Origin of the sequence: Acinetobacter sp. YH12218 (genome assembly GCF_013417925.1) — a bacterium.
In the GTDB taxonomy this organism is placed as follows: Bacteria; Pseudomonadota; Gammaproteobacteria; order Pseudomonadales; family Moraxellaceae; genus Acinetobacter; species Acinetobacter amyesii.
Genome location: NZ_VPDB01000008.1, coordinates 26486 through 52974, shown reverse-complemented (window position 1 = coordinate 52974; position 26489 = coordinate 26486). Strand labels below are relative to the sequence as shown.

Below are 26489 nucleotides of genomic sequence, written 5' to 3'. Positions count from 1 at the left end.
GATTACGAAAGATGAATGGTCCAGAAGTTGGGCGTCCGCGTAAAAATAAGTGTAATTTCTTTTGTATATTATTATTACCCTTTTCCATTGGTTCAGTGTATGCAGCAGATACTAGCACTGCACAAAGTACCATTCAAAAGACATTAGATAAGATTTTTTTACCTAATAAGCCTAAACCTTCTGCCGAAAAAATTAACATCACCGAACTCAGTAAATATAATTTAGATACCTCACGTGTCCAAGAAATGCCAGCCGTTGCTTATGGTCGAACACAACAAGGCAGCTATAATCCAAACACAGTAGCGAAGAATCTAAGTTTTATTGATGCGATACATATCGCCGTCCAAAGACGTCCAGAAATCACACAAAGTATTGCTACAGTCGCATCGCAAAACGCTAATATTGACCTAGCGAATGCTGCATATTATCCCCAAATTTCAGGTGGATTGAGCACTGCAGATCTGACTAAAGGCGAGCGTGGACGTCAGTTGGTATCTTTAAATGCGACGCAGATGTTATATGACTTTGGTAAAACCAAAAGTGCTGTCGGTATCGAAGAAGCAAAAATGTTACAAGAGCAGGCTAATGTACTTGTAAATTTAGATGAAGTTTCTTTTGATGTTGCAAATGCCATTATCAACATTAAACGATATCAAGAAGTTGCTAAAATTGCGCAGCAGCAAATTGCCGGTGTGAGTCGGATTGCTGAGATTGCTAATTTACGTGCAACCGCAGGGATCAGTAGTCAAGCAGACCCTATTCAAGCCAAGTCAAATTTAGAAGCTGCGGAATCAAATTTAATTGTGCAAGAAACTCAACTTCGACAGTACCAACAGCGACTTCGTACCTTGTTAGGTTTTGATGTAAGTCAGATCAATTGGGTGATACCCGATCGGATCTTAACTGCAGCGGCTTTATATGAGGATCCGGACTTCAAGATGATTCCGAGCATGATGAAAGCACAGGCTGGAGTTCAAGTTGCCAAACTGCAAAAGCAACAGTCAAAATTAAGTGCTTATCCAACCCTCAATGTCAAAGGCAGTCTGAGTCAGGCGGTGAATGGCCGTAATCCAAATAATGATGAAGATGATGGTTTATATAATTCAATCATGTTGGAAGCCACCAGTAATTTTTACCAAGGTGGTGCAATTGCAGCGCAAACACGTGCCGCAAGCTATGCAGAAGAAGCAGCAAAAGCACAAGTAAATACAGTGTATTTGGATGTGATTGATCAAGTCCGAATGATTCGTGAACAAATCGAAAATAAAAAGCGTCAAATGTCGATATTGGTGCAGCGCCGTGAAACAACGGTAAGAACCAAAGAGCTGTATCAAGAACAATATAAATTAGGCACTCGAACGGTTGTCGATCTACTGAATGCAGAGCAAGCCATACATAGTGCCGCACAAGAAATTGTGACATCGCAATATGATATCTACTCAGCACTTGCACAGTACATCCAAGTGACAGGGCGTTCACGAAATATCTATGAACTTAATAATATATCTATTCAGGGGTTTGAAGTTCAGCCATGAGTAATACAATAAATTATCAACCGTGGCTACAAGCGGTTCTGAATATTGCAAAGCATTATCGAATTGAACCCTCTGAAGAACGTATACGGTTGCAGTTGGATTGGGATCAACACAAAAATGCCGATGAACTGGTCGCAGTTATGGCACGCCAAATTGGATTAAGTGTTCGTAAAAACAAATACGACATAAATCTGCTCAATCCATGGCGCTTACCTGTATTGGTTGAGTTTATCAGTGGTGAAGTGGGTGTGGTAGAACGCATCGACGTAGACGGTAATGCCAGTGTCCAATTGAGCGGAGATGAAGGTTTATCTCAAGTCTTCTCTATTGAACGATTGAGCCATGGCGTTCGCAATATATATATTCTGCGTCCAGAGTCATCTGTACCCGATGCACGTGTTGATGAATACATCAAGCCGTTTGAAAAAAATTGGTTCTGGTCGATCGTTTTAAAAGACTGGAAACGCTACATCGACATTATGTTTGCTTCATTAATGGCAAATATCTTGGCCCTAGCCACCATTTTATTCTCAATGAATGTGTACGACCGTGTCATTCCATCTCAATCTGTGCCGACTTTATGGGTACTTGCGGGTGGGGTGTTAATTGCAGCGATATTTGAGTTTGCATTACGTGTTTCACGAATTTATTTGTCGGATATTATTGGTAAACGTGCCGATTTGAAAATTTCAGATCGTGTATTTGGTCATGCATTAAGAATTAAAAATAGCGAACGCTCAAAATCTACAGGTACTTTTATTTCACAGATTCGTGAATTAGAAGGGGTACGCGAAATGGTCACCTCGACGACTGTTACTGCGATTGCCGACTTACCGTTTTTCTTCTTGTTCCTGTTCATCTTCTGGTTAATTGGCGGCAATCTATTTTGGGTTATGCTGTTGGTGGTTCCTTTGATGATTATTCCAGGGATTTTGGCGCAAAAACCATTGGCTAAACTTGCACAAATGGGTATGCGCGAGTCTTCGATTCGTAATGCCTTATTGGTTGAATCTGTGCAAGGTATGGAGGATATCAAATTACTTCGTGCTGAATCACGTTTCCAAAACCAATGGAACCACATGAATGAAGTGTCTGCTGATGTCAGCATGCGTCAACGTAAAATTGTAGGCTTAATGTCGGCATGGACGCAAAAAATTCAGGGTCTAACGTTTGCAATTGTTGTACTTGTCGGCTGTTTTGCTGTGATGAAAGGTGAAATGACCACAGGTGCTTTGGTGGCTTGTTCGATTTTGTCCTCACGAATGTTAGCACCGATTTCTGCATTGGCAGGGGTATTAGGTCGTTTACAACAGGCAAAAGTGGCAAAAGCCGGTCTGGATGAGCTCATGAAGAAACCTGTCGATCAACCGGATTATTCTCACCTTATTCATCGACCATCAATTAATGGTCATTATGAACTCAATGGTGTGTCATTTAAGTATGGTGAAGATGATCCACGTCCGAGTCTTTTAATTCCAAAACTGGAAATTAAGGCCGGAGAAAAGATCGCAATTTTGGGTCGTAATGGTGCTGGTAAGTCGACGCTTCTTCAGTTGTTATCAGGTATGCAAACGCCTGTACAAGGCAAAGTTAAATTAGATGGGATTGAGCTGTCTTTAATCGACCCCGCAGATGTACGTCGTGATATGGGGCTATTGAACCAAAATGCACAGTTATTCTACGGTACGATTCGTGAAAACTTGACCTTGGGTGCTCCGTTGGCTACGGACGAACAATTGATTGAAGTACTGAAAATTACGGGTGCAATTCACTTTGTTCAAGAGAAAAAAGAAGGGCTAGACCATATTATTTTAGAAGGTGGTGTAGGCTTCTCTGGCGGTCAACGCCAAGCATTGCTGCTTGCACGCTTATTGATTCGTCAACCCAATATTCTATTGCTTGATGAACCTACAGCGGCCATTGATGACGTATCTGAAAAGCAGTTGATCGATCATTTAAAAGGTTATTTACAAAACCGAACTATGGTGGTGGCAACACACCGTCGTGCGGTACTTGAGTTGGTTGACCGCATTATTGTGGTGAACGAAGGTAAAATTGTCATGGATGGGCCTCGTGATCAAATTCTGAATCAGAATGCTCAGAAAAAAGTAGCTGGGGCTTAAATCATGAGTGAAAATAAACAAGAAATACAACGCTCGACCAAAGTCAGCTTTAAAGAGCCACCATTACCAAAATCGAGTTTAATCATTTGGATTATTACGATTGGTCTGGCTATTCTTTTAATCTGGGCTTGGTTATTCAAATTAGAGGAAGTCTCTACAGGTACAGGTAAAGTGATTCCATCTTCGAAAGAACAAATTGTTCAGTCGCTTGAGGGAGGGATTTTAACCAAATTGAATGTGAAGGAAGGTCAAATTGTTGAACAAGGTCAAGTCCTTGCACAACTCGATCCAACTCGTTTTGCATCAAATGTCGGTGAAACTGAGTCTTTACTTGTGGCATCTCGTGCAACAGCAGCGCGTTTACGTGCAGAAGTGAATGGTACGCCACTCAGTTTTCCTGAAGATGTTCAAAAGATTCCGGCCTTAGTGAATGAAGAGACTGCTTTATATCGTTCACGTCGTGCAAACTTGGAAGAATCAGTTGCAGGCTTAAAACAAGCTTTGGTATTGGTTCAACAAGAATTGGCCATGACTGAGCCGCTCGTTGCCAAAGGTGCAGCAAGTGAAGTTGAAGTGCTTCGTTTAAAGCGTTCAGCGAATGACTTACAAAATCAGTTAAACGATGTCCGTAACCAATATTTGGTGAAATCACGGGAAGAATTGTCGAAAGCCAATACGGATATTGAATCACAGCAACAAGTGGTGAAAGGCAAATCGGATACGTTGAGTCGTACGGTATTTAAATCTCCAGTACGTGGTGTGGTCAAAGAAATTGATGTGATGACATTGGGCGGTGTGATTCCGCAAAATGGTAAATTGATGACTATTGTACCCTTGGATGAACAGCTTTTGGTTGAAGCACGTATTTCACCGCGGGATATTGCTTTTATTCGTCCGGGTCAAGAAGCCTTAGTTAAAATTACGGCTTATGATTATTCGATCTATGGCGGCTTAAAAGGTAAAGTGACCGTCATTTCACCAGACACGTTACGTGATGAAGTGAAACAAGATCAGTTCTATTATCGTGTTTATATCCGTACAGATAGTGATAAATTAAGCAATAAAGAAGGTAAAAGTTTTAGTATTACACCGGGTATGGTGGCAACAGTTGATATCCGCACAGGCTCGAAAACTGTACTTGAATATTTAATCAAGCCATTCAATAAAGCCAAAGAAGCACTTCGCGAACGTTAATAACGCAGTGCCAATCAAGCCTCCAGTTTTGGAGGCTTTTTTGTGGATGTAAGTCTTTCAAAAAACGCTATAATGTCCTTTGATACAGGATCTAAAGACGTTATGCCATTTACACTCGCCGCACAGTTTGAATATGAAGAAGACATTAAAAAAAGTCGTTTTCAAGCCATCGCAGTTCCTGTGGAAAATGAACAAGCCGTTAAAGAATTTCTCGAAGCCAATAAGGATATCTCAACAACACATCAGTGTTGGGCATGGAAAATTGGACATACCGTACGTTTTAATGATGATGGTGAGCCTTCAGGCACAGCAGGTCGGCCCATTCTAGCAACCATAGAAGGGAATGACCTAACCAATGTTTTGGTCTTGGTTAATCGTTGGTATGGCGGAATTAAGCTCGGGACTGGGGGCTTGGTACGTGCCTATGGTGGCTGTGCCGGTCAATGCCTTTTACAAGCTGAAAAAATTGAACTCATTGAGAAGAAAAAAGTGCAATTTAGTTGTCAGTTTAATGAGTGGGCAATTTTCCAATATGAACTCAATCAGCAGCAAATTGAATTTCAGGAAGACTACACAGTGGAAGGTGTAAATGTACTTGCATCATTGCAAATTCATCAAATCCAACCACTGCAGTTAAAGATACAAGATGTAACTCGCGGACGTGAACAACTGCATATCGTCGAGGCTGATGAAGATGAATGAACAAGATCCATTATTGAAATATCGAGAGCAACATAAGCATCGTCTGAATTATATGCCTTGGTTGTATTGGTCACTTAAACCGAAAAATCGTGGTTGGGCCGAAGCTTGGCAACAGGAATATCAAGACTATCTCAAATCGATGGAAACCGTTGAAATTGGTGAAAACTGTTTTATATCGCCATTGGCTCATATTTTTGCCGAACCGGGACGTAAGATTGTTATTGGAGATAACAGCTTTATTGCGGCGGATTGCACTTTGCATGGCCCAATAGAAATAGGCAATGAAGTGGCGATCAATCATCACTGTATTTTAGATGGTGGGCGAGTGGGCATCAAAATTCACGATCAGGTTCGTATGGCGGCATATTGCCATTTATACGCTTTTGATCATGGAATGGATGTTAATCAACCCATTTATCAGCAGGCTGTACGATCACAAGGGATTGAGATAGAGCGTGATGTTTGGTTAGGGGCGCATGTTGGAATCAAGGATGGCATTCACATTGCTGAGCAGGCTGTGGTCGGTATGAACAGTATGGTGACGAAAAATGTTGAAGCGCGTGCAATCATTGCGGGAAATCCTGCAAAACTCATTCGATATCGTGAATAAATAATCGCCAAATAGGTCATAAATCGTTTTTATGCTTACACAAATGCATGCACAGTGAAACAGAGTTGTGATAAGTTAAAAATAACAAACAACATTTTATAGCCAAGCAATAATAAAACGAGGGCTAATCATGAAACGAGTTATCGCCTGTATCGACTCTTCTCCATGCATTAATGCACTAGCTGATGCTGCTGCTTGGGTTGCTAAACAAACTCACCGTGAGTTGGTTTTACTGCAAATACTTGATTACTATCCGGCAAGTTATCACTTAGGTGAAATCAGTGGAGTGATTGGGTTTGAAAGTAATGCTATGCTCTTGAAAGAACTCGCGGAGTTAGAACAAAAACAAAGTGATTTAGCGTTAGATTATAGTAATAACTTGCTCAAACACATTTCTGAAATGATCCAAGATAAGCATGGTATTCAAACCACCCATATTCAGGAAAAGGGCGACTTCTTAGAGCAAAGTTTTAATGTGTTGCAAGATGACGATATTGTTTTAATTGGTCGCGTGGGTGAACGTTCAGCAGAGCGCAATAAGCCGCTTGGTAGTAATGTTGAAAACTTTATACGTGGTGCAAGTTGTACAGTTATGACTGTAGGGCCAACGTTTAAACCACCGACTCGTTTTATTTTTGCCTATGAATATTCGCCTAAATGCGTTGAGTTAATGAAGCGTGTGGCACAAAGTGATCTACTCAAACTCTTACAATGTCATTTGGTTTATGTTGGAGATCACCCACAAATCTTGGATGATCCAAAAAATTATTTAACCAATGCCGGTCTCGATGTGGTGACAGAATACCGTTATGGCGATGTTTCGGAAAATATTCTGGACTATCAACAAGAGCATGGCATTCAGTTAATCGTACTTGGCGCTTTTAGCCACAGTAAAATCCATCAGTTCTTCTTGGGCAGTATCACCACCAGTATTTTCAGAAATTCGAGTGTTCCATTGTTGGTTGTAAAATAAGTTGAGCAAACGAACAGAGTTGATTTAAAAACAATCAGAGTTATCCTCATAAATTGTGGATAACTCTGTGTGCAGTGTTTATAAGTAATTGTTTTGAAAATAAAATACTGTATTGATTATTTTTTATACCTTTACTCAAGATGTCTAAAAAACACCTCGATTAAGATTATTTAACGATTGCAATTGCAAAACCATCATGACCTTTACAACCTACAGTTTGAAGTGCCGTGCAGGATAAAATTTTCGGATGATTTTGCATAGCTTTGAACATATCACGAATACCTTCAATGCTTGGTTTATGGTTTTCAGCATTCAGAATCTCACCTGCACGAATCACATTGTCTAAAACAATCACTGTACCTGAATGAGATAAATTTAAGCTTAATTCTAAATATTCAGGGTAGCTCTGTTTGTCTGCATCGACAAAAATAAAGTCAAAAGGTTCGGTATCTTCAGGAAGGGCACGTAAAATATCTGCCGCACGACCACATTTCAGTTCTATCGTTTGTGCAAGCTTTGCATTATCAATATTTTCTTGACCGAGGGCAGCATGTGTATCACGACCTTCAATGGTCAGAATGTAACCATCTTCAGGTAAGGCACGTGCTAACCACATGGTGCTATAGGCTGCAAAAGTTCCAAGTTCTAAAACGCGTTTACACTTGTTCATTTGGATTAACATTTGAAGCAGCATGCCTTGATTAGCCGCTACAGCAAGATGATCAGGAAAGCCACGTTCATCCGTATGTTGAAGTGTTTGGGTCAATATTGGATCTTCAGGAATTAAATGTGAATCGATGTAAGCATCAATGTCTGTCCACATTTGTTGCATGTTGTCGCACCTCGTGATTGATGCAAGCATTTTAAACCTTTCCACCAACATCGCAATTTATTGTTCTATATTTGAATATTTTATGTACAAAAAAGACCTCCGAAGAGGTCTTGATATGACGATGTAATGTTTTAGTAATTACACATTGATGAGCGACTTGAGTGATCAGGCCCCCAAGTACGGTAGCCTTGAGTATCAATATGAATTTGTCCGCTGGCATATAAACCTAATCCCATATTGAGACTCTGCCCGTGTTGTGACCAAAATTGGCATAAACGGAACTTGGTATTTTCAATATAACTGTAGTCTTCGGGCTGCGGGTACGCAGGTCCAATACGGAAATCAATCGCAGAGTTGTATAAGTGACGAGATGAACTTGCACCACCGGCACACTGGTTCAAAGGCAAATCACGATAAACCGATGTCACTTCAAAGTCCGTTAAGATATTGGCAGCTACTAAATATTTAAAGACACGTAAGGTTGCAATTTGGTTTTGCCATAATTCACGGTTAGGTACCATATATTCTGAGCGACCACATTTTTGCCAGTCACGTGCAGTACGCATCAACTCAAATGAAGGAATGATATTGCCTACACCATTTTTCTCTAAAAAGACTTCATAGTCTCGAACGCGACGTAAATTATCGACAGACGCGACCCACGAATTGTAGGCATAAGGCACCACTTTAGGCGGGGCTTGTCTGATGGTCGTCACTTTTTCTTGAGGTATGTAAATACGTTTACCGTCGGGAGTTGTAATAGTGTGACCTTGTTTTTGTGGTGTAGTTGTACAACCAATGAAAACAAGAGGGAATATTGCAACGGACAATAATCCCTTGAGTAAATGCTTCATTATAGAAATCAATTATTTATAAACTCGTTCTATTTTAATCCAATTTGATTGAGAAAATTTGAATAATTTGCAATGAAATGTGTGCTTTAAGTATAAAAAAAGATCAGCATGTGCTGATCTTTTCATGAAAGCGTAAAATTACTTTTCAAGATATTGTAATTTATCAGCTTTACCGTTCCACTCTTCACGGTCGGCAGGTTGATCACCAATTTGAGTGATGTTCGGCCATTTTTGAGAAAGTTCAGTATTAAGTTCGATAAATACTTCTTGACCTTCAGGTAACTCATCTTCAGAGAAAATCGCGTTAGCTGGACACTCAGGTTCACATAGCGCACAGTCGATACATTCATCTGGATTAATAACAAGGAAGTTTGGACCTTCATAGAAACAGTCAACAGGGCAAACTTCTACGCAGTCTTGATATTTACATTTAATACAGTTTTCAGTGACAACAAAGGTCATGGCGACAGCTACCTAAAAAATATGGTTCTAATAAACTAATGGTGTATTTTAGGCAAAAAATAGGGTAACTAACAATTCCTTTTATTGATAATTATTATATGCAGTGCTGTTAAAATCACTAAAAACTGAACAATTTATGTAAATTTCACAATGAATGAGAATCATACTCAAAAACTAATTAAATTACATCTGTTTATCGAACAATATTTTTATGTGCATTTTAAGCATGAAACATTTTAGAACATTAATTTTTTATCAATTTATTGCTGAATAGCCGCGGTAGTAGATAGCAAACATTCACTAATTTACGCGTTTGAATGGTGTCAATGCAAAGAACACCTTCATTGGTGTTCTTTGCATATCTCATCTATCGCTTCTGCTCAATTTAGATCTTAAGTAAATCCTTTAAAGCGTAAAGCTGTTGTAATGCTTCACGTGGACTTAAGTTATCGATATCAATATCTGCTAAGGCATCAAGTACGGGCGATGTTTTTTCAACTTCAACTACGCGTTCAATGACTTCAGGCTCTGCGAGTGCCGAGAATAGATCGGTTTGTACAGCCGTATTGAGTTGCTGTTTTTGCTGAGTTTCTAATATATGAAGGCGATTTTGCGCTTCTTTGATCACAGCTGCAGGAATACCTGCAAGCTTTGCCACCTGTAGACCATGACTTTGACTCGCTGGGCCTTGTTGAACTTTATGCAGTAAGATCAGGTTGCCATTTAGCTCACGAGCAGTCACATGATAGTTATCTATATTGGCGTCTTTGCCTAACTCGGTGAGCTCAAAATAATGCGTTGCAAATAGGCATAAACATTTAATGCGACGGGTGAGATCGAGCACACATGCCCACGCCAAAGATAAGCCATCATAGGTACTCGTACCACGTCCGACTTCATCCATCAGTACCAATGATTGATTGGTCGCATGATGTAGAATCTGTGAGGTTTCAGTCATTTCCACCATGAAGGTTGATTTGCCTGTAGACAAGTCGTCGGCAGATCCTATACGGGTAAATATCCGATCGATCGGCCCTAATACGGCAGATTGGGCAGGGACAAAGCTACCACAGTAGGCTAATAAGCTGATTAAGGCAGTTTGGCGCATAAAGGTCGATTTACCGCCCATATTTGGCCCTGTGATAATCGCCATGCGGTGATTAAAGTCCAAACTAGTATCATTTGGAGTAAATGCTGATTTGCTCAGAGATTCCACAACTGGGTGACGTCCGGCTTTGATTTTGATCCCAACTTCAGGGCTATATTCAGGACGTGACCAATTTCGTAATCGAGCTTGATGGGCAAAATTAGCCAGTAAATCAATTTGCGCTATAGCGGCGCTCATCATTTGTAAGTTGCCAATATCTGCACGTAACTCATCAAGTAATAGCTCAAAGAGCATTTTTTCGCGCGCTAATGCACGTGACTCACTCGAAAGCACCTTATCTTCAAACGATTTCAGCTCAGGGGTAATGTAGCGTTCCGCATTTTTTAGAGTTTGGCGGCGAATATAATGATCAGGTGCTTGCTCAGCCTGTGCTCGAGTCAGTTCAATATAGTAGCCACTGACACGGTTATAGCCAATTTTTAAGGTTGAAATTCCGGTTTGTTCACGCTCTTTGATTTCGAGATCAATGAGGAATTGTCCTGCATGGTCACGAATTTTACGCAGTTCATCGAGTTCAGTGTCGAAGCCCTCGGCAATCACATTACCATCACGTAAAAGCACCGGCGGGTTTTCTACGATGGCAGACATAAGACGCTCATGTAAGCCGTGAAAATCACCCATTTCATCATTTAACTGAGCGATCAGCTTAGATTGATGTGCCTGAATGATCGGTTCAAGTGCATGTCGAAGATAGGGAATTTGTGCACAAGTTTGACGTAACTGAACAAGGTCTCGTGGTCGAGCACTGCCGAGCGCTACACGAGATAGCACTCGTTCAATATCGCCAATTTCCTTGAGAACTAAGCGGATCGGAGACTCATGATAGCCTTGCAGCATCGCTTGTGAAGCATCTAAACGCGCATCCAATAAAGCGGTATCTCGTAAAGGCTGCATTAAGGTACGACTTAATAGACGGCCACCCATCGCAGTTTGGCAATCATTGATTAGTTGGAACAGGGAAGTACCATGTTCAAATAGGGGATCAATCAGTTCTAAGTTACGACGAGTGACGGGATCGAGCGCCACGAAATCACTACTTTGTTCGAGTTGAATGCTGCGGATATGTGGTAAAGCGGTTTTTTGAGTGACTTTTGCATAGTGAATCAAAGCCGCTGCGGCAGCTTTCGCCAAAGGTAAATGGTCAATACCAAAACCTGAAAGTGTGGCTACTGCAAATTGGTCACACAGCGTTTTTTGCGCGTTATTTAAATTGAAGTCGACATTTGGACGCTTGGTAACAGGGCAGTCTAATTGACGTTTAATTTGCTCGACAATATTCGGGTCAATGAGATCTTCATCAATCAAAATTTCGCTCGGCATTAAACGTGAAAGTTCGATTGCCAATTGTTCCAGTTGATAGTCCATTTGCTGAACTTTAAAAATACCTGCACTGAGGTCTAGTAAAGCAATCCCGATTTGATTTTGTTGTAAGCAGATCGCGACTAAATTGGAACTTTGATGAGAGGCAATCAGTGCATCGTCTGTTAATGTTCCCGGGGTAATGATACGAACAATGCCGCGCTCAACTGGCCCTTTGCCAGTTACTTCACCAATTTGTTCGCAGATCACCACCGTTTCACCTTTTTTTACAAGGCGGGCTAAATAGCCTTCAGCTGCGTGGTACGGGACGCCAGCCATGGGAATGGGCTCACCATTGGCTTTACCACGATGCGTCAGTGTAATTCCTAAGAGTTTTGCTGCTTTATGCGCATCTTCAAAAAAGAGCTCATAAAAATCACCCATCCGATAAAACATCAGTGAATGCGGATTTTGCATTTTGACTGACATGTACTGTTGCATCATAGGTGTTAGTGTGGATGGGTCAGGTACTATATTTTCTGTATTCATATCACTTAACACCTTTAAAATTAATAATATTTACAAATAATTGCATACAAAACTTTTCCTGACGAATCCTATTGAATCTTGTCTAAACCTGAACAATCCAATGAATAAGTATACCTTTTGGTGTACCTTTTCTTGGTGTGTTGTTAAAATACTAAGAATAAGATGAGTCGATTTTTGAATTTCTGAAACGGATTCTAACAAAAACTGTGGCTTTGTTTCTAAGGGGATTTCTAGGTGAGTGAAAAAGAAACTCAAGCAACGAAAAAAGTTGCTTTATCTGCTAAAGCGATAGAGAAGATGAAGAATGATAGTTATAAAGCCGATATAGGTGAAAATGAAGGCTTGCGAGTATATAAAGGGAAGACTGGATTAACATCTTTTATATATCGTTATCGTAGTCCTATCGATAACTCGTTAAAAAAAATGAAGATAGGTACTTTTCCTGAATTATCTTTGGCTGAAGCAAGGATCGAGTTGCAAAAGTTAAAAGCTCAAAGGCGCTCAGGAATTTGTCCAAGTACTTACGCAAAAGAAGAAAAATTGGAAAGGCTAACTAAGCTTCAAGCAGAAAAAGAGAAAGAGGAACTTCATCAATTTACAGTTAAAGATTTAATCGAGTTATATCTTACAAACGTAATCGAAGATAGGTACGTAGATGATCCAAGATCTGGGCTAAAGAAATTGATTCGAGGGTCTCGTAAGAAGAAGGGGCAAGATGAAACAAGAAGAACGCTGTATGGAGATGCTGTAAAAGTCTTAGGGCATTTACCTGCTGAAAAAATTACTCGTAAAGATATCGTGCAGTTGGTGTCAGATATAGTGGCAAGAGGAGCCAATGTTCAGGCAGGTAGAGTTTTGTCTGAATTAACTTTAGCTTATGAGTACGCTATTGGGCTTGAAAAGTTTAAAGAAGATTTTGCTAACCCAGCTTTGTTGGCAAAGGCAAGTGCGAAACAAGCTAGATTAAAGCTGACTTGTACGAAAGGAACTAGAGTTTTAAGTGATGATGAATTAAGGCGTGTTCTGCAGTGGTTGCCAACTTCAGGATTTTCAGCAAAACATAAACAAGTATTGATGATCACATTATGGACAGGGTGTCGAACTGGTGAAGTCTGTGAAGCAAAATGGGCAGATATAAATTTGGATTCTAGAACATGGCATATTAGACAAAGTAAAAATGGTTCAGAACGTTATGTTCAACTATCTCGTCAGTGTGCTGAATTTATTGCTAATCTTCCTAATAAGCATTTGGAATATGTTTTTCAAATGGAAAAAAGTGGAAAACCACTTTTGCAAAAAACCATAACTGAGTGTAAGTGGAGAATGAAAAATCCAGAGAAGATGACATACAAACAAACATATAGATCAGAACAGCTTTGGTTGAATGACATGCCTGACTGGAACCCACATGACTTAAGAAGGACGGTGCGTACAGGATTGTCACGCTTGGGATGTCCTGCAGAAGTAGCGGAAGCAGTATTGGGTCATTCTAAAAAAGGAATACAAGGTACTTATGATTTGCATACTTATGAAAAAGAGTGTTCTGAGTGGTTACAGAAGTGGGCTTATCACATGGAGTCTTTAGTTAATTAAACATGCTATCTATAAGTTAAATTAAGCGACATTAATTGTCGCTTTACTATTTTTTTATGAAATTCTCAGTTGCATAAATAATTTATTAATGTACATTTGTTCTTGAAAATTAACATAAAATCTTTAAAAAAATCGAGGGGCATATGTCTGATATTAATAGCTATTTACGTCAAGAGTTACCAAAATTACATAAATCTAATGTACACGTTGCACCAAATCTACCTGAGAAAAAACTCAATAATGCCGTGAAGTCTTTTAAATATGCAGGCAGTCCTGATAATGTCGTAGCTTTATTGGATATCACAGTATTTGGTAGTGGTGCAGATGGAATTCTCTTTACAGGGGAACAATTAATTGTAAAACCTACATTTGCTGATCCAATCGCCATTAAGTTTAATGAAATTGTGAAGGTCAGATTTGAAGAAACTAACCCTAAATTTCCTCATGTAATTATTGTTACGAAAGAAGAAAAAATTAAATTAGAAAATATGAGTACTAGTTGTAGTTATAGTGAACTAACTCGTATTTTGAATCATGTATTGACGCAATTCGAAGACTTTAAAGAACAACGGCAGTCAATTCCATTAGAAGAAATGAGCGAACAACTAAAAATCGCTTATTTAAAAATTATCGTTAATATGGCTTATGCAAATGATCAAGTTATCGATAGAAATGAATTGGCAGAAATCTTCCTTTTAATGAATCGTCTTGGTTTGGAGCAACAAAGCCGGTTTGATGTAAGATCATACCTTTTTAATCAAGAAGGGTTATTAGAAACTGAAAAATTATTTGAAGAAATGAATAGTAATATTGTTGAAGGTCAACACAATACTGTTCATATCTCCTTGGCAAAAGATCTAATAAACATCTTTTTCTCAACCCAAAGTAGAGATCTTCTACAATTTGAATTTTTTAACCAAAATCGTTCCCTTTTCCAAATCAACGAGGCTGATATTAGTATCATCATTGAAGCATTGGAAATGGACTATAAATTGTTAGAGGAGGATTTCACAGACGATAAAATGAAAAAAGCCTTTTCTGAGTTGTCAGCAAAAGCTGCTGCTGTTGGCACACCTTTAGCTGCAGTATATTTGTCAGGCTCAGTAATTGGTATGTCTGCTGCTGGTATGACATCAGGTTTGGCTATGCTGGGTATGGGAGGTGTGTTGGGCTTTTCAAGTATGGCAACAGGTATTGGTGTTGCTATATTGATTGGTGTTGGTACGTATGCAGGTGTAAAAAAACTAACGGGTTCGGATGAGCTAAGTAAATATAAGCGTAAACAATTAATGCTTAATGAAGTTATTAAGCAAACGCAAGATACAATATCCACTATTGTTGGGGACATTAATTACGTTACTTCTAGATTAAATCAGACAATTGAGAAAGTGAGTCAAGTCAGTGGTAATGCTAACGCATTATTAGAAGTGAATGCAAAACTTAGACAACAAATGTCTATGTTAAAAGGGATTACTGGTGCGGCAGATATTTTGAATCATAAAGTGCATGAAGCTGAGGGAGATTCTAATAAGCTGAAATGTCCTTTAATTTTAGATATTTCCAAATTACAAGCTTTAACAACAGAACCAACAAAGAAAAAATTCTATGACTTTATTATGGATTTTTATGTTGAAAAAGAAGTTATTGTAGAAAAAAACAATGAAAAGCAAAGAGTTAAGAGGTTGGTTGTTGATGACTCTAAGAAAGCCGATTTTTTACAGTTATCGAAAGCTTTCGAAGTGATTGGTTATTTTAATGTGGGTGATGTACTTGCTGGAAAAACAAAACAAGCGCTAACAGGTTTATTCACATGATTAAAAAAGATCTTGTAGATGAGCAAGCATATAGTCTAGTTATGCAAGATCTTCAGCTATCTTCTGCTCAAGCTAAGCTTGGGCAGATAGATGGTGTAATGAATCAGCTCAATTCTGATTTGGATAAAATTCTTTTGGAAACACAAGATTCACTGAATAACTCTGAATTCTTAATAGGGGAGGTTGAGAGAGAGCTTCTAGAGTTTTCTATTGTTCATGATGAAGAAATCATTTTTATTGTTGAGGAAGAGAAAGTAGCTGAGGAAATTTTCCCAATTCAAAAATCTAGTTATACACCTTTAAGTTTACTTGAGACGATCACTTTCTCGAAAGATAACTCATGGTCGGATTATCAAAGAACTCTTAAAGATTTTCAGGAGCATAATGGTATTTATGTCTCTGAAGATCCTTTCATGGATTTAATGACACCTTCTCAGAAGGTTGCCTTACAAAAGAGAATCAAAGAAGAGTTTTCTTTAAAGAATGCAAACTGCGATCAGTATGATTATATGATTGCAGGTACATGTGGGGTAATCGGTGGTTTGGTTGATGTTTTGTTTGTAGGAATGCCTGGACAGAGTCCTCTAGGTAACTTAACCGATGATGCAACGAATCAAGCAGTTCAGCTTTTTGCAAAAATGAATGGTTGGAAGGGTGCAAAAGAAGGTAAAGATCCGACATCAAGTGCTATTGGTTTCTTAGAACGTACTTTTAAAGTTAACTATGATCATCGGCATTCTGCGGATGTTGATGGATTGTTTAAAATGAGTACACAAAACCACCATATAAAGAGTCTTGGTCATTCACCAGATTTGTGTGGATTATTCTTTTCATTGTTAGATCAGTTTAATGATACTGCAACATTCGTAGGAATATTTGATGTAATTAATGACAATGGGATTAAGGTGGGTGAAACATCCAAGCTGATCAGAGTTAATACAGCTACTAATGAACTTCAAGGTGGTAACTTAATCGCCAAGATATATTGTGGTTTTATCAATTGGTTAGGACATTTATTTTCGGATGTGGCAGGTTCATCAGGTGCGTTAGGTCGAGGATCAGGCATTCCAATTCCTTTCTATTCTTTGCTTCAATTTGCTAATTTTGGATCTTTTGGTCAACATAGGCATAGCTTTGCTACTTTAGCTGTTAAGGTTTTTGAAGCTGGATATGATTTTAGGCATGGTATGGCAATGGCAATCCCTGTCGCTATTACTGAGTTATTGACAAGATTTATGTGGTCTTTGAAGCAAAAAATTTATCATCATAAAGATTGGTTAGATTGTATTCCTCTGGTAAATGTACCTGAGGTAAGAAGAATGCTTCTAGTAGCACATGGTACTTTGTGTATCATTGATGGTCTTGATGCAGGAATTAAATCAGCAGGTGAGCCAGTGCAGTTTTTGTTGAGAACAAATCTTATAGGTTGGTCAAGATTTTCATTATTAGCTTTAAAGGAAGTCCAAGCAAAATTCCGAGAGGGTGATTTAGACTTGGATGCTGTGGATGAATATTTAGATAAAGAATATAGAAGGCTGAAATTATCTCCTTATTAAGATGAAGACAGAACACCTTCAGAAACTTGTGTTCTGTCTTAAATTTAGTTCAATGCTGAGACACTATTTTTTAAACCAATTTGTATATCATAAACGGAAGGCTCATCCTCGGGATGTGGATGGGTGTGAGATGTTGTATTAGTGAGGTTATAAAATTCATCAACAATATCTGCACCATCCTCTAAGTTTATTTCAAATAGTGCATTAGCCAAACCCTGCTGTGCGGTTCGATCTAAGGCTTCTTGGTTAAACCCTGCTTGCTTACTTTGCTGATCAATTTGATTTGCCGTATGAATAGCTGACTGCAGATCTATTCCATCCCTCAAAGTTAAGTCAACGTAGTACACAGGCTGTCGATAGCTTTGAGTGGTACTTTTGCCACGGAGTATGAGCTGTAATGGTAGGCATGAAAGTAGACCATTCGATGCGGCGTGGTAATAGCTCAATCGGGCAGCCAAAGTGCGTATGCTATTAAACCCTGTCGTTCTAAAAATGAATGTGCCAAATTCATCTGACTCATCTAAGTTCACATGTAAACGTCCATATGGTTTGCAGTGTCCACCTTGAGCTAAAGGACACAGATCAGGGGAAGGGCATGGATGTTGTTCCACACCTTGATTGGTTAAACGCTGACAGGTTTGACCATCACCCACACAGAGGGGTCGTCCAGTTTGACGATCAAACATTGTGTACTCTGCTCGCAAATTAAGATCAGGATCATTGAAAATCATTCTGACAGGAATTGTACGAAGTTTCTGATTTGGTGCATTTGAACGAAGCTGTTCATCTAAAGGATGTTTTATCCATCCTTCTTTATTTTGAATCTGTGAGGTAATGGTAAATTGATCATCTTTTTCAGGTAAGCGTTTACCGTTCTTCTCTACAACTCGTCCAATACTAATCCGCCCTAGTACTGGTGGAGTAATTGCTAAACCTTTAATCATAAGTTCTGCTCCAAGTATTTTTTTATTACTGACCCTTTGATATGTAAGACAAAGATAAAAGATCAGAATGAAAGGCAAAAACTTCCAATAGGACTCGCCACACTTTCGAGTGTTGGTGAGTTGGGGGAGTTTTTGCCGTTTTGGTGAAAGTAATGAAGGATCTATTTAGTCTTGATAGATATTGAATCGACGACTGCCTTGTCTTCTCAATGGATATTGCTCTATGAGATCAGGCTGATGTTTTAATAATGATTTGGTGTCTAAGCTGACACTATTATTGGATTTTTTCCAAACTACCGAACCACGGCTAAACGTGGCACGCTCTGCATCTTTCATCATCATTTGGATTTGATGTTTTAGCTCATCGAAGCGTTCTTGCTTATGCTGAATCTCTTCTTTCAGTTTGATTAGCTTATCGAACATGAGATTGGCTGTTTCATTCTGAGAGAGATCTTCAACTGTTAGTGGTACATGGGTTGGGTAGAGTTGCTGAATCGCTTTGGATGCAGATTCACTTGCGTCAACAGATGGTGGTATATCCTTTTCCACACATTCCCAAAAATAACGTTCTGCATTAATGATGTGCTGAATCACAGATTCAGAACGTGTTACTTTGAAAATCTTAGTCTCATGTCCGCATAGCAATACACAGACATGTGCCGACTGTTTTCCAGTGACTGCCAATTGATGTTGTACCTGACACAAGACATACAAAGGCACACCATCACGCCAAAGCTTAGCCCCATGTTCTCCTGCAGTTTTGCATTCAAGTATCTGTACTTCATCACTACCTACAACAGCGTAATCCAAGTTTGCCAACATAAAGTACTTGTCAGGATCAGGGTGCTGTAAAACAGCATTGACCCGACGTACCTTATTGTTGGTGTGCATGCTGTAATACTCAGCCACCAATGGTTCAAGTTGCTTCCCCCAGTATAAAGGTGCAACACCTGTGCTTTCATCTTCAATGGACTGAGCTTGGCGACCTGTTTTGATCAGCCACAGTTCTAACATCGACATATACGGATTTAGACCACATGCTGTTGCTGCATCACTGCTACCGATACCTTGCTTACGAACTTCAAGCCAATCTTGATATGCCATATCTTTGGTATTCACTAATCGTTTTGCTGAGCTTGCTCGCTTGGTTGTGGTTAATGGGTTTAATGCCGTTTGCACACCTGCTTGTACAGTCTGATTTGAAATCGGTGCGATTTGATTCATAGTTCATCCTTTTAAGTTTTACTTTTAGAAAAAAGCTCATAAAAAAGCCATACCTGACCTTAAGTCGGGTATGGCGATATAAATGTTGATGGTGGTTGAAAACAGGGGGGGCTATTTCTAAGCCTAAGACTTAAATTAACTCAGGCAATTAAAGATAAGGCTTGTTCTAGACCTCGTTGTTTAAGACTTGCTCCAGCTCCAAACCATCCTGAGTCCAAGCGGTGATCTGGACTCATGGAACGACGTTCATGATCAACAAATTCAGTGATCGAACATAGCAAGCCATAGGCTGTATCTTTAGCAGATGAAAGATCAGCTCCACGCCCTTGACCATTAAACATCTCTAAGGCTTTGGTCATGGCTCTGCCATTGGGTTCAGTCTTGTTTTGCTGTGGTGGATTGCTTGCTACCTGACGGTAGAATTGAATGATGTTCTCTTCAGGATCAGAAATTGACATGGTGCTATTGTTGAACACGGCATCAAAGTAAGCCTTGGCTTCCTGTTGACTGACTTTACGCTGAGTAAGCTGTTTCATCTCATACATGTGCTCATCCCATGCACGAACTGAAATACCTAATTGCTGTTTTACTTTCTCTGCATCGAACTTGGTGCTATGTGGTACTTTAACCACACCTGCGCTTGCAGTTGCACCTTTAAGTGCAATGGCAAGTGTGTTATTACACACGACTCGAATACTCGTAAATTGTGCTGTAGTTGCCAATGTACCATCGCATGCTGATGCTAGTAGCACATAGCCATTGCTGACATCCTTACCTTTCAATGCTGTGCTTTGTCCTGTACGTGCTAAAGCCCAGAACTTCTTACCACCTTTCAGTACTCCTGCTGTTTCCAACTCGAAGCCTGATTGTTCAGTCAGATCACGGTAGAACTCCAAAATCTCTTTTGGTTGTACTTCCTGATAACGCTGACTCACTACGGACAGTGGTGCATGGGTATCTGAGCGGTACAATACTCGCTGTTCTTCAAATGGTATGATGATGCTTTGACCACGTTCATTCTGAGCCATGTAACTGACATCAGATGATTCGATACACCAATCCATTCCTGCTTGCTGTGCCCAAACCTCAAGAGGTTGATTAGGGGTGAGTAGATTACCTAAGCCATGCCAAGGTGTTTCCCCGACATAAGCCATTTGTTCTAATTGATGTGCCATGATGGAATTCCTTTTAATATGATTGCAGACTTAATGAAGAAGACTAGATGGAAATCTTTGAGTACAGCCTTGGCAATAACACAATGATTGCTGTGACCTTGTTGGTTGATCAGTAACCGCATTAATCAGACCACCAATAAATGTTCCTGCTACACCACCCACCAATGGGGGTAAGTTAAAAGACTTTGCTACTGTCGCTCCAAGCGCGCCTAAGGTCGCAGGAGACACCACTTGAGCCAGTGCAGTACTAGACTGCTGATTCATTTCAATCATTATGATTTCTGCTGATTGGCAAAATGGGCATTTCAAGCTCATCGCCTAACTCCTCATTCAAATAATAAAAAAGGTCTGCATGAATGCAGACCTTGTTTCCATGAGCCCTGAAAAGAGCTTCATGATTCTCATGAGGATGTTATGTATCTGAAATTATTTGGAATCAGACCAAATCTAATATTAAGCAGATGTTGCTTGAGTTAATCGAGGAAGTGTATACGTGTCAAAGTTCTTATGCTCTAGATAATGGCGATACATTTGACTGAAAATAGATAGTGCTCTTTGGTTTAACTGGTGTTGTTTGCCGATCCCATTGAATAGGGGGTAGCGTGACTTTAATTCTTGCTCAAATTCACCTGAAAACAAATATTGGTATTTATGAATCACAACAAAGTCGTATCCAGTATCATCTCTGCCAAGAGCATCTTTTCTGAAAAGTCTTTGTAAAAGAATAAGTATAATCTGCTCTTCATCAGTCTCAACTACACGATCAGCTTCATTCATCAAGCGATAGAATGAATTCCATGTTTCATAGTCACCGATATGAATATCATCAATATTATAGAAAAAATTGCTCGTTTTTCTCTGCACAGTTAAAGGCAGTCCATCGCTGTTTTGAGGAATGGCAAAGGCATGTGTTTGATCATAACTGCTTGTAAACAAGATCGCTTTGAATTGATCGTTAAAATCTACGGCTTGATCAAAATTTTGGTCTACGCACAGGCGATAGTATTTTTCTAGGGAAGTTTGCCCACGTTCGAAATAAGGCTTGTATACATTAAGTAAAGCCTGTTGTTTGGTGAGGATTTTATTATTTGCCTTAATCTCTTTGATGATTGCAGTCTCGTGTTTAAGCAGTACCGCATAGCACCAATGCAAAATCCAATAGTGAGATAATTTTAGATCTTTGGATTTTTTACTTTCGACATATTCAAGATTCTCAATTAGCTCAACAACGCTATCCAAATATTCTAGCACAGATTCATCGGTGTCATAGAGTTCGCGAAGCATAGCAATTAATTGATCAGGATGGCGAATACAATCACCCTGACTTTTGAAGCCATGCATAGTCAGCTGAGCAACCAAGCCACCTAGAATGAAAAAATGTTCTTTACTATTTAAACCTGTTTTCTTACAAATGGCATGCTCAAGTGCTTTATCAAGATCTGGATGATGATCCCAACCGACTGGCTGATAGGTAGGAACATTTAAAAATAGGCTACTGGAAACGAAACCGACTTTCCCGAAGTCATGTTTATTTAAACCAACTAGACATGCAAGTAGGTCATAACCTTGCGACACAGTGAGAGGTTTAAAGTCGACAGATTTGTAAGATTGAATTTCTAGATTAAGACGTTCAACAAGCGATTTTATGTGTTTTGCGATTGGCATATCTGTACCTTTATTCGTTGCATTTTTTCTATGAGGCGCACATTTTTTTACCTCACAGTGCAACTTAAAGATCACAGCTATGAGTAAAAATTAGATAGGTATTTCAATTATTTTTTTTGCCATGTGCTAGCAAGGTCAATATCACCACTGATGGCAATTATTCATATATACATAAAGTCAGTCAAGCATTAAATGGGGTATTTAACGTGCATTTTAGTGCTTGGAAAGATAGGCTTTTTTAAATAGAAAGATAAGCTAACTTATTGAATCTTATAATTTCATCAGGAAGGGTTTTCTTCTTTGTACGAATAGTTCCATAAATTAAATTAATATATATTTTTTTACTTTTGCCTTCTTTAGTTAAAGGAACAGTTACCCTAACTTGATGGTGATCGATTGGTCCATCTCTAAAAATCTTGGTCTCGTAACCCCTTTTCTTGAACAATGTACTTACGTATTCGAGAAACTCCGCTGTTGATGGCTTGGGGTGACGTTTCTCATAAAACTTATAGAGTAATACGAAAAGTCCGGTCAGCAATGACGACTTCTGATTAAGTAAATAGGGGCTATCCTCTTGTTTGTATAATTTAGAGACTGTTTGTGTTAGCGTGGTAAGTTGGTTAATCTGCTCTAAAAGATTTGACACTTCTTTTAGCTTTTGAGGATCTTTTAAATTCAGAGTAGCATTTTTAGTCACAGCGTTATTAAGGAATTGAGTGGTTAGTTGTACTGATAGTTGGTGAAATATATCAATTATTGAACTATCCAAATTATACGGAATCGAGAGTTTTATGACGGTATCTAAATTTTCTGTATAAAACGGATCAGAGGTATGAAGCTCAAAATTCGATGCATTCCTTTTTATGCGATTGAATGGTAATAGACGCATTAGAGAATTTATTTGGTGTAGTAAGTCCTCTACATCTGACCAATTAGATTTTATCAGAAGATAAGTTGATATATATAAATCGACAAAGTAGTCTTCAATAGTAAAAAGGGATAATAGTGAGCTAAGATTATATCTAGACCGTAATTCACTAAACTGATCACAATTAATTTGAGTTATTGCATATTTAGCAAGAGGAATAGATCTTAATTGGGAATAGGTTAAGTATTTAGGTCGAGAGGTGGAGCAATAGCTTGAGCTAGTTTCATTTTGTGCTCGCCATACTAAAAATTCTTTCAATTCATGTGTAAATAACTGAAATTTATTCTTATTTAAGAAGGCGTATTCGCTATCATTAGGGTTAATCCCTATATTCTTAGCATGTTCGATAGCATATTTATAAAATTCACTCTCTGTATCTTCTAGATCTAAACTTCTTTTTTGCATAGAAATGAAGGCATCATAAGAAAACAAATTTTTTTCTTCCAAGATTAATTTTTCATATTCATTTAAAAGCAATGTTTGCAATCTTAAAGTAAAACTTGTTTTTAGAACTTCCACAAATTCTTCATGAATTGTATTGAGTTGATGTAACACTATGCCCTTATCCATTAGTTCAAGATCTAAAATAAAAGTGTGAAGCTCTTTTTCTGAAATTACACATATAGGATGAAACAATACTTACATGGTTTTTATAGGAGTAAAGAATCATGCAAGACCTTGGTGTTAAAAATATTCAAATTCTAAAGCTTCCTGACTTGATCAAAATAAGTGGTCTAAGTCGCTCAACTTTATATGAAAAATTAAATGAAAAGTCTAGTCGTTATGACGAGACTTTTCCTAAGCAACTTAAGCTGAGTCGAAATGCTGTGGGATGGTTAGAACATGAGGTTCTAGAATGGTTGGAGAGCAAAGCGAATGAGCGTTTTAACTGATTAACTTTCCATTAAGCCATCTAAGTCTATGACACGATTTTATAGGGTTTACCTATATTGGGTATCAACCAATATTTCGTAGATGCAGAACAATCACAATTTAGGATATATGTTTAATTAATAGTATTAATAAACAATATCTTAGCTATTTAAAAGTACTTGACTAAGTTATACCAGCCAATGCTCTACATGGCATTGGCTAGGGAAGCTCAACTTAAAATTTACATAATAGAGTAATCTATGAACACAGAATTCAAACAGATCAATCGTAAGTATTTTGATGTCCCAAGACCTGTCATTATGAATTATGACGAATTGGTGATGCGTCAGACTGAAGACGGATCTTTAGAAGTTCATGCTGATGTGCCAGTACATGATGCAATTAACGGTATAAATATTGTTCAATTTATTGATCAAAATAATATTGATATGTTGTATGAGATGGATCGCAAAGGTCAGTATAGACCTTTAAATACAGCACTACATAAGTTGTTTAACTCGTTTGAAAGACCAAGTATTTTGAATGAACGATTTGATGTACCTGAATTAGAAGTTTTAGATGAGGCGATCAAGAAACATATTCCAGCGCATATGCTGACCAATACAGAAGAGCCTATATTTTGGAAAATGAGTCAATCCACTCCAATCTCTTCACTGCGTGTTGGTATGGTTAAAGCAGATTTCATGAATAACCTGGTATATGAAGTATGGGGGCTAACCCAAACACCCGAATACAAGCAAGCAGTACAAAATAGATTGGAACGTAGCAATAACCAATTTCAAAAAGGGATGAAGCTGATTAACGACTTGTTTCAAGTGAAATGCAAGTTGCTCATTATGAGAGTGGACTTTGCATTGAAAGCGGAGACCAATTTATTGCTAACTGATTTGAAGACATTGATGTCCAAATTCTTGAAGAAAATTTTAGTGAGTAAGGGGGAACTTGAAGGTATTGAAGGTTATATATGGAAGCTAGAGTACGGAGTAAAAAAGGGTTATCACTATCACTGCATTTTCTTTATGGATGGCAGTAAGCATAGTAAAGATTCTTACTATGCTCAAAAGCTAGGTGAGCTATGGAAACAGGTTACAGATGATCAGGGTATCTTCCACAACTGCAATGCGAGTAAGTTTAAATATCGCAATCTTGCAATTGGTTGCATTTCTCACGATGACGAAGAGGCAAGAAAAAACTTAGAGATTGTCATGTCTTATTTATCTAAAACGGATCAGTTTTTGATGGAAAAGACACTCAAGAAATATCGGGTATTTGGTACGAGTACTAGAAAGATTGAAAAGTCTCAATCAGGTCGACCTCGGGACAACCTTAAAAATTAGCCTAAGCAATTTTCGATATTGAACTCTATTTTTTGGAATTAACACATGAAACTATCATTCGCTCAACCAGCATATATGTACTCAAATACAGACCTATCCATTGAATCACCATATGCGTTTATTGCAAGTGAGGGAGTCGTCCAGCATTGTTCACAACAGTTCTCAGTAATCACACAGAAAAGCTTTAAACTGTTTAAGCTAAAGAAATCATATGCAGGAGCCCAAATCATTGTACCTGTATCAGAAAAGACATTGGATTACATGAATATGATTAACATGTATATCCCAATAGGTGCATATGCGCTTAATAATCAAAATTATAAATTCGCAGAGCATATTCGTCAGATGAATGAGGTGCTTGAGCCAGCAATTCAGCTATTGCCGACTCGAATCAATACTTGTCAATTATCGGATCAGAACTATATCGGCTGTATTGCACCAATCTTAGAAAATATTTTGAATGCATTCAAACGATTCTCTACTAGCACATTGCATATGAAAGATATGGCTGGGCGTAAGCTGTGGATGAGTGATCAACTCAAGAGTGTTATGGCTTTGTTTAGAAAAGTGTATAACAAGGAGCAAAGAGCAAATTTAGTGGTGGTTACAGTCAATCATTTGACATTGAACATTGCACATTTAACTCAAGATGAGATTGAAAGGAAAATTTCGATTCAAGCACAGCAAGTCGTTTGTGAATTGTTGCATGAAAATGAACAAGGTGTTTTTCATTTGTTTCACAGGACATACCGTGATCTTTCTGGCGCATATTACACACAGATTTTTGTGATTACAGATCGGAATTTAATTTTTACTACAAACTCAATACTGTTAGATCCGAATCAGAGTGCAGGGTTTAATTCAGCAATAGAACACTCTACGTATATGTTTAAGGTGAACGCAGATCCACTTGATATACATGGCTTAGATGGTTTTGATCAAGAATGTGTCAAGCAGTCATTTCAACAGTTCTTATCGAGTCATCTATATCTCTACTATCAGTCGAAAGATATCTCACCTGACATAATCATCGTGAAGTAAAAATAAGAAGGAGGCAA

22 protein-coding genes are annotated in these 26489 nt (G+C 38.6%); 12 read left to right on the top strand and 10 right to left on the bottom strand.

Annotated elements, in window-relative coordinates:
* The first annotated feature begins 11 nt into the window (after positions 1 to 11).
* The 6 genes from FTV03_RS03860 (at position 12) to FTV03_RS03835 (ending at position 7137) form a co-directional block, all read left to right on the top strand.
* Complete coding sequence (locus FTV03_RS03860) at positions 12 to 1535, top strand: TolC family protein (RefSeq protein WP_180040100.1); 1524 nt, start codon at positions 12 to 14, stop codon at positions 1533 to 1535.
* Positions 1532 to 3658, top strand: coding sequence for a type I secretion system permease/ATPase (locus FTV03_RS03855; RefSeq protein WP_078193563.1), 2127 nt, complete (start codon positions 1532 to 1534; stop codon positions 3656 to 3658). Before FTV03_RS03860 ends, FTV03_RS03855 begins: the two co-directional genes overlap by 4 nt.
* A gap of 3 nt (positions 3659 to 3661) precedes the next feature.
* A complete protein-coding gene (locus FTV03_RS03850) occupies positions 3662 to 4852 on the top strand; it encodes an HlyD family type I secretion periplasmic adaptor subunit (RefSeq protein ID WP_180040048.1) in 1191 nt (396 codons plus the stop codon).
* 102 nt (positions 4853 to 4954) lie between these two features.
* Positions 4955 to 5554, top strand: coding sequence for a YigZ family protein (locus FTV03_RS03845; protein ID WP_180040046.1), 600 nt, complete (start codon positions 4955 to 4957; stop codon positions 5552 to 5554).
* Positions 5547 to 6164, top strand: coding sequence for a DapH/DapD/GlmU-related protein (locus FTV03_RS03840; protein WP_180040044.1), 618 nt, complete (start codon positions 5547 to 5549; stop codon positions 6162 to 6164). Before FTV03_RS03845 ends, FTV03_RS03840 begins: the two co-directional genes overlap by 8 nt.
* Before the next feature lie 130 nt (positions 6165 to 6294).
* On the top strand, positions 6295 to 7137 hold the full coding sequence (locus FTV03_RS03835; protein WP_078188753.1) for a universal stress protein: 843 nt from the start codon (positions 6295 to 6297) through the stop codon (positions 7135 to 7137).
* A 166-nt stretch (positions 7138 to 7303) separates the two neighbouring features.
* Here FTV03_RS03835 and FTV03_RS03830 read toward each other — a convergent pair whose 3' ends face one another.
* The 4 genes from FTV03_RS03830 to mutS all read right to left on the bottom strand — a co-directional run bounded on the left by FTV03_RS03830 (position 7304) and on the right by mutS (position 12301).
* Positions 7304 to 7969, bottom strand: a complete 666-nt coding sequence (locus FTV03_RS03830) for an O-methyltransferase (protein WP_078193558.1) — start codon at positions 7967 to 7969, stop codon at positions 7304 to 7306.
* Positions 7970 to 8100: 131 nt separating this feature from the next.
* The gene (locus tag FTV03_RS03825; protein WP_078188751.1) at positions 8101 to 8823 is read right to left on the bottom strand and encodes a D-Ala-D-Ala carboxypeptidase family metallohydrolase; all 723 of its coding nucleotides are present in this window, start codon (positions 8821 to 8823) and stop codon (positions 8101 to 8103) included.
* Between the two features lie 138 nt (positions 8824 to 8961).
* The gene (gene fdxA, locus FTV03_RS03820; RefSeq protein ID WP_004651686.1) at positions 8962 to 9285 is read right to left on the bottom strand and encodes a ferredoxin FdxA; all 324 of its coding nucleotides are present in this window, start codon (positions 9283 to 9285) and stop codon (positions 8962 to 8964) included.
* A 385-nt stretch (positions 9286 to 9670) separates the two neighbouring features.
* Positions 9671 to 12301: a DNA mismatch repair protein MutS gene (gene mutS / locus FTV03_RS03815; RefSeq protein ID WP_180040042.1), complete on the bottom strand. Its 2631-nt coding sequence runs from the start codon at positions 12299 to 12301 to the stop codon at positions 9671 to 9673.
* Between the two features lie 234 nt (positions 12302 to 12535).
* Between mutS and FTV03_RS03810 the strand changes: the two genes are divergently transcribed.
* The 3 genes from FTV03_RS03810 to FTV03_RS03800 all read left to right on the top strand — a co-directional run bounded on the left by FTV03_RS03810 (position 12536) and on the right by FTV03_RS03800 (position 17264).
* A complete protein-coding gene (locus FTV03_RS03810) occupies positions 12536 to 13894 on the top strand; it encodes a site-specific integrase (protein ID WP_180040040.1) in 1359 nt (452 codons plus the stop codon).
* A 143-nt stretch (positions 13895 to 14037) separates the two neighbouring features.
* Positions 14038 to 15708: a hypothetical protein gene (locus FTV03_RS03805; RefSeq protein WP_180040037.1), complete on the top strand. Its 1671-nt coding sequence runs from the start codon at positions 14038 to 14040 to the stop codon at positions 15706 to 15708.
* Positions 15705 to 17264 (top strand): hypothetical protein, encoded by a 1560-nt coding sequence (locus tag FTV03_RS03800; protein WP_180040035.1) that lies wholly within the window; start codon positions 15705 to 15707, stop codon positions 17262 to 17264. Before FTV03_RS03805 ends, FTV03_RS03800 begins: the two co-directional genes overlap by 4 nt.
* Before the next feature lie 44 nt (positions 17265 to 17308).
* Here FTV03_RS03800 and FTV03_RS03795 read toward each other — a convergent pair whose 3' ends face one another.
* The 6 genes from FTV03_RS03795 to FTV03_RS03770 form a co-directional block, all read right to left on the bottom strand.
* Positions 17309 to 18208, bottom strand: coding sequence for a hydrolase or metal-binding protein (locus FTV03_RS03795; RefSeq protein WP_180040033.1), 900 nt, complete (start codon positions 18206 to 18208; stop codon positions 17309 to 17311).
* 165 nt (positions 18209 to 18373) lie between these two features.
* Entirely contained in the window at positions 18374 to 19432 is a 1059-nt protein-coding gene (locus tag FTV03_RS03790) for a YqaJ viral recombinase family protein (RefSeq protein WP_180040031.1), read from the bottom strand.
* Positions 19433 to 19572: 140 nt separating this feature from the next.
* A complete protein-coding gene (locus tag FTV03_RS03785; RefSeq protein ID WP_180040029.1) occupies positions 19573 to 20607 on the bottom strand; it encodes a DUF932 domain-containing protein in 1035 nt (344 codons plus the stop codon).
* A gap of 30 nt (positions 20608 to 20637) precedes the next feature.
* Complete coding sequence (locus tag FTV03_RS03780) at positions 20638 to 20922, bottom strand: hypothetical protein (protein WP_180040027.1); 285 nt, start codon at positions 20920 to 20922, stop codon at positions 20638 to 20640.
* A gap of 138 nt (positions 20923 to 21060) precedes the next feature.
* On the bottom strand, positions 21061 to 22272 hold the full coding sequence (locus FTV03_RS03775) for a hypothetical protein (protein WP_180040025.1): 1212 nt from the start codon (positions 22270 to 22272) through the stop codon (positions 21061 to 21063).
* A gap of 238 nt (positions 22273 to 22510) precedes the next feature.
* Entirely contained in the window at positions 22511 to 23755 is a 1245-nt protein-coding gene (locus FTV03_RS03770; protein ID WP_180040023.1) for a hypothetical protein, read from the bottom strand.
* Positions 23756 to 23868: 113 nt separating this feature from the next.
* Between FTV03_RS03770 and FTV03_RS03765 the strand changes: the two genes are divergently transcribed.
* The 3 genes from FTV03_RS03765 (at position 23869) to FTV03_RS03755 (ending at position 26472) form a co-directional block, all read left to right on the top strand.
* Positions 23869 to 24093 (top strand): AlpA family transcriptional regulator, encoded by a 225-nt coding sequence (locus FTV03_RS03765; protein WP_180040021.1) that lies wholly within the window; start codon positions 23869 to 23871, stop codon positions 24091 to 24093.
* Positions 24094 to 24333: 240 nt separating this feature from the next.
* The gene (locus FTV03_RS03760; protein WP_180040019.1) at positions 24334 to 25431 is read left to right on the top strand and encodes an inovirus-type Gp2 protein; all 1098 of its coding nucleotides are present in this window, start codon (positions 24334 to 24336) and stop codon (positions 25429 to 25431) included.
* A gap of 45 nt (positions 25432 to 25476) precedes the next feature.
* Complete coding sequence (locus FTV03_RS03755) at positions 25477 to 26472, top strand: hypothetical protein (RefSeq protein ID WP_180040017.1); 996 nt, start codon at positions 25477 to 25479, stop codon at positions 26470 to 26472.
* Positions 26473 to 26489: the final 17 nt, after the last annotated feature.

Bases quoted from the DNA above. Each gene is read 5' to 3' on its own strand.
- FTV03_RS03860 (WP_180040100.1), top strand. From the start codon at position 12: ATGAATGGTCCAGAAGTTGGGCGTCCGCGTAAAAATAAGTGTAATTTC.
- FTV03_RS03855 (WP_078193563.1), top strand. From the start codon at position 1,532: ATGAGTAATACAATAAATTATCAACCGTGGCTACAAGCGGTTCTGAAT.
- FTV03_RS03850 (WP_180040048.1), top strand. From the start codon at position 3,662: ATGAGTGAAAATAAACAAGAAATACAACGCTCGACCAAAGTCAGCTTT.
- FTV03_RS03845 (WP_180040046.1), top strand. From the start codon at position 4,955: ATGCCATTTACACTCGCCGCACAGTTTGAATATGAAGAAGACATTAAA.
- FTV03_RS03840 (WP_180040044.1), top strand. From the start codon at position 5,547: ATGAATGAACAAGATCCATTATTGAAATATCGAGAGCAACATAAGCAT.
- FTV03_RS03835 (WP_078188753.1), top strand. From the start codon at position 6,295: ATGAAACGAGTTATCGCCTGTATCGACTCTTCTCCATGCATTAATGCA.
- FTV03_RS03830 (WP_078193558.1), bottom strand. From the start codon at position 7,969: ATGCAACAAATGTGGACAGACATTGATGCTTACATCGATTCACATTTA.
- FTV03_RS03825 (WP_078188751.1), bottom strand. From the start codon at position 8,823: ATGAAGCATTTACTCAAGGGATTATTGTCCGTTGCAATATTCCCTCTT.
- fdxA (WP_004651686.1), bottom strand. From the start codon at position 9,285: ATGACCTTTGTTGTCACTGAAAACTGTATTAAATGTAAATATCAAGAC.
- mutS (WP_180040042.1), bottom strand. From the start codon at position 12,301: ATGAATACAGAAAATATAGTACCTGACCCATCCACACTAACACCTATG.
- FTV03_RS03805 (WP_180040037.1), top strand. From the start codon at position 14,038: ATGTCTGATATTAATAGCTATTTACGTCAAGAGTTACCAAAATTACAT.
- FTV03_RS03800 (WP_180040035.1), top strand. From the start codon at position 15,705: ATGATTAAAAAAGATCTTGTAGATGAGCAAGCATATAGTCTAGTTATG.
- FTV03_RS03795 (WP_180040033.1), bottom strand. From the start codon at position 18,208: ATGATTAAAGGTTTAGCAATTACTCCACCAGTACTAGGGCGGATTAGT.
- FTV03_RS03790 (WP_180040031.1), bottom strand. From the start codon at position 19,432: ATGAATCAAATCGCACCGATTTCAAATCAGACTGTACAAGCAGGTGTG.
- FTV03_RS03785 (WP_180040029.1), bottom strand. From the start codon at position 20,607: ATGGCACATCAATTAGAACAAATGGCTTATGTCGGGGAAACACCTTGG.
- FTV03_RS03780 (WP_180040027.1), bottom strand. From the start codon at position 20,922: ATGAGCTTGAAATGCCCATTTTGCCAATCAGCAGAAATCATAATGATT.
- FTV03_RS03775 (WP_180040025.1), bottom strand. From the start codon at position 22,272: ATGCCAATCGCAAAACACATAAAATCGCTTGTTGAACGTCTTAATCTA.
- FTV03_RS03765 (WP_180040021.1), top strand. From the start codon at position 23,869: ATGCAAGACCTTGGTGTTAAAAATATTCAAATTCTAAAGCTTCCTGAC.
- FTV03_RS03760 (WP_180040019.1), top strand. From the start codon at position 24,334: ATGAACACAGAATTCAAACAGATCAATCGTAAGTATTTTGATGTCCCA.
- FTV03_RS03755 (WP_180040017.1), top strand. From the start codon at position 25,477: ATGAAACTATCATTCGCTCAACCAGCATATATGTACTCAAATACAGAC.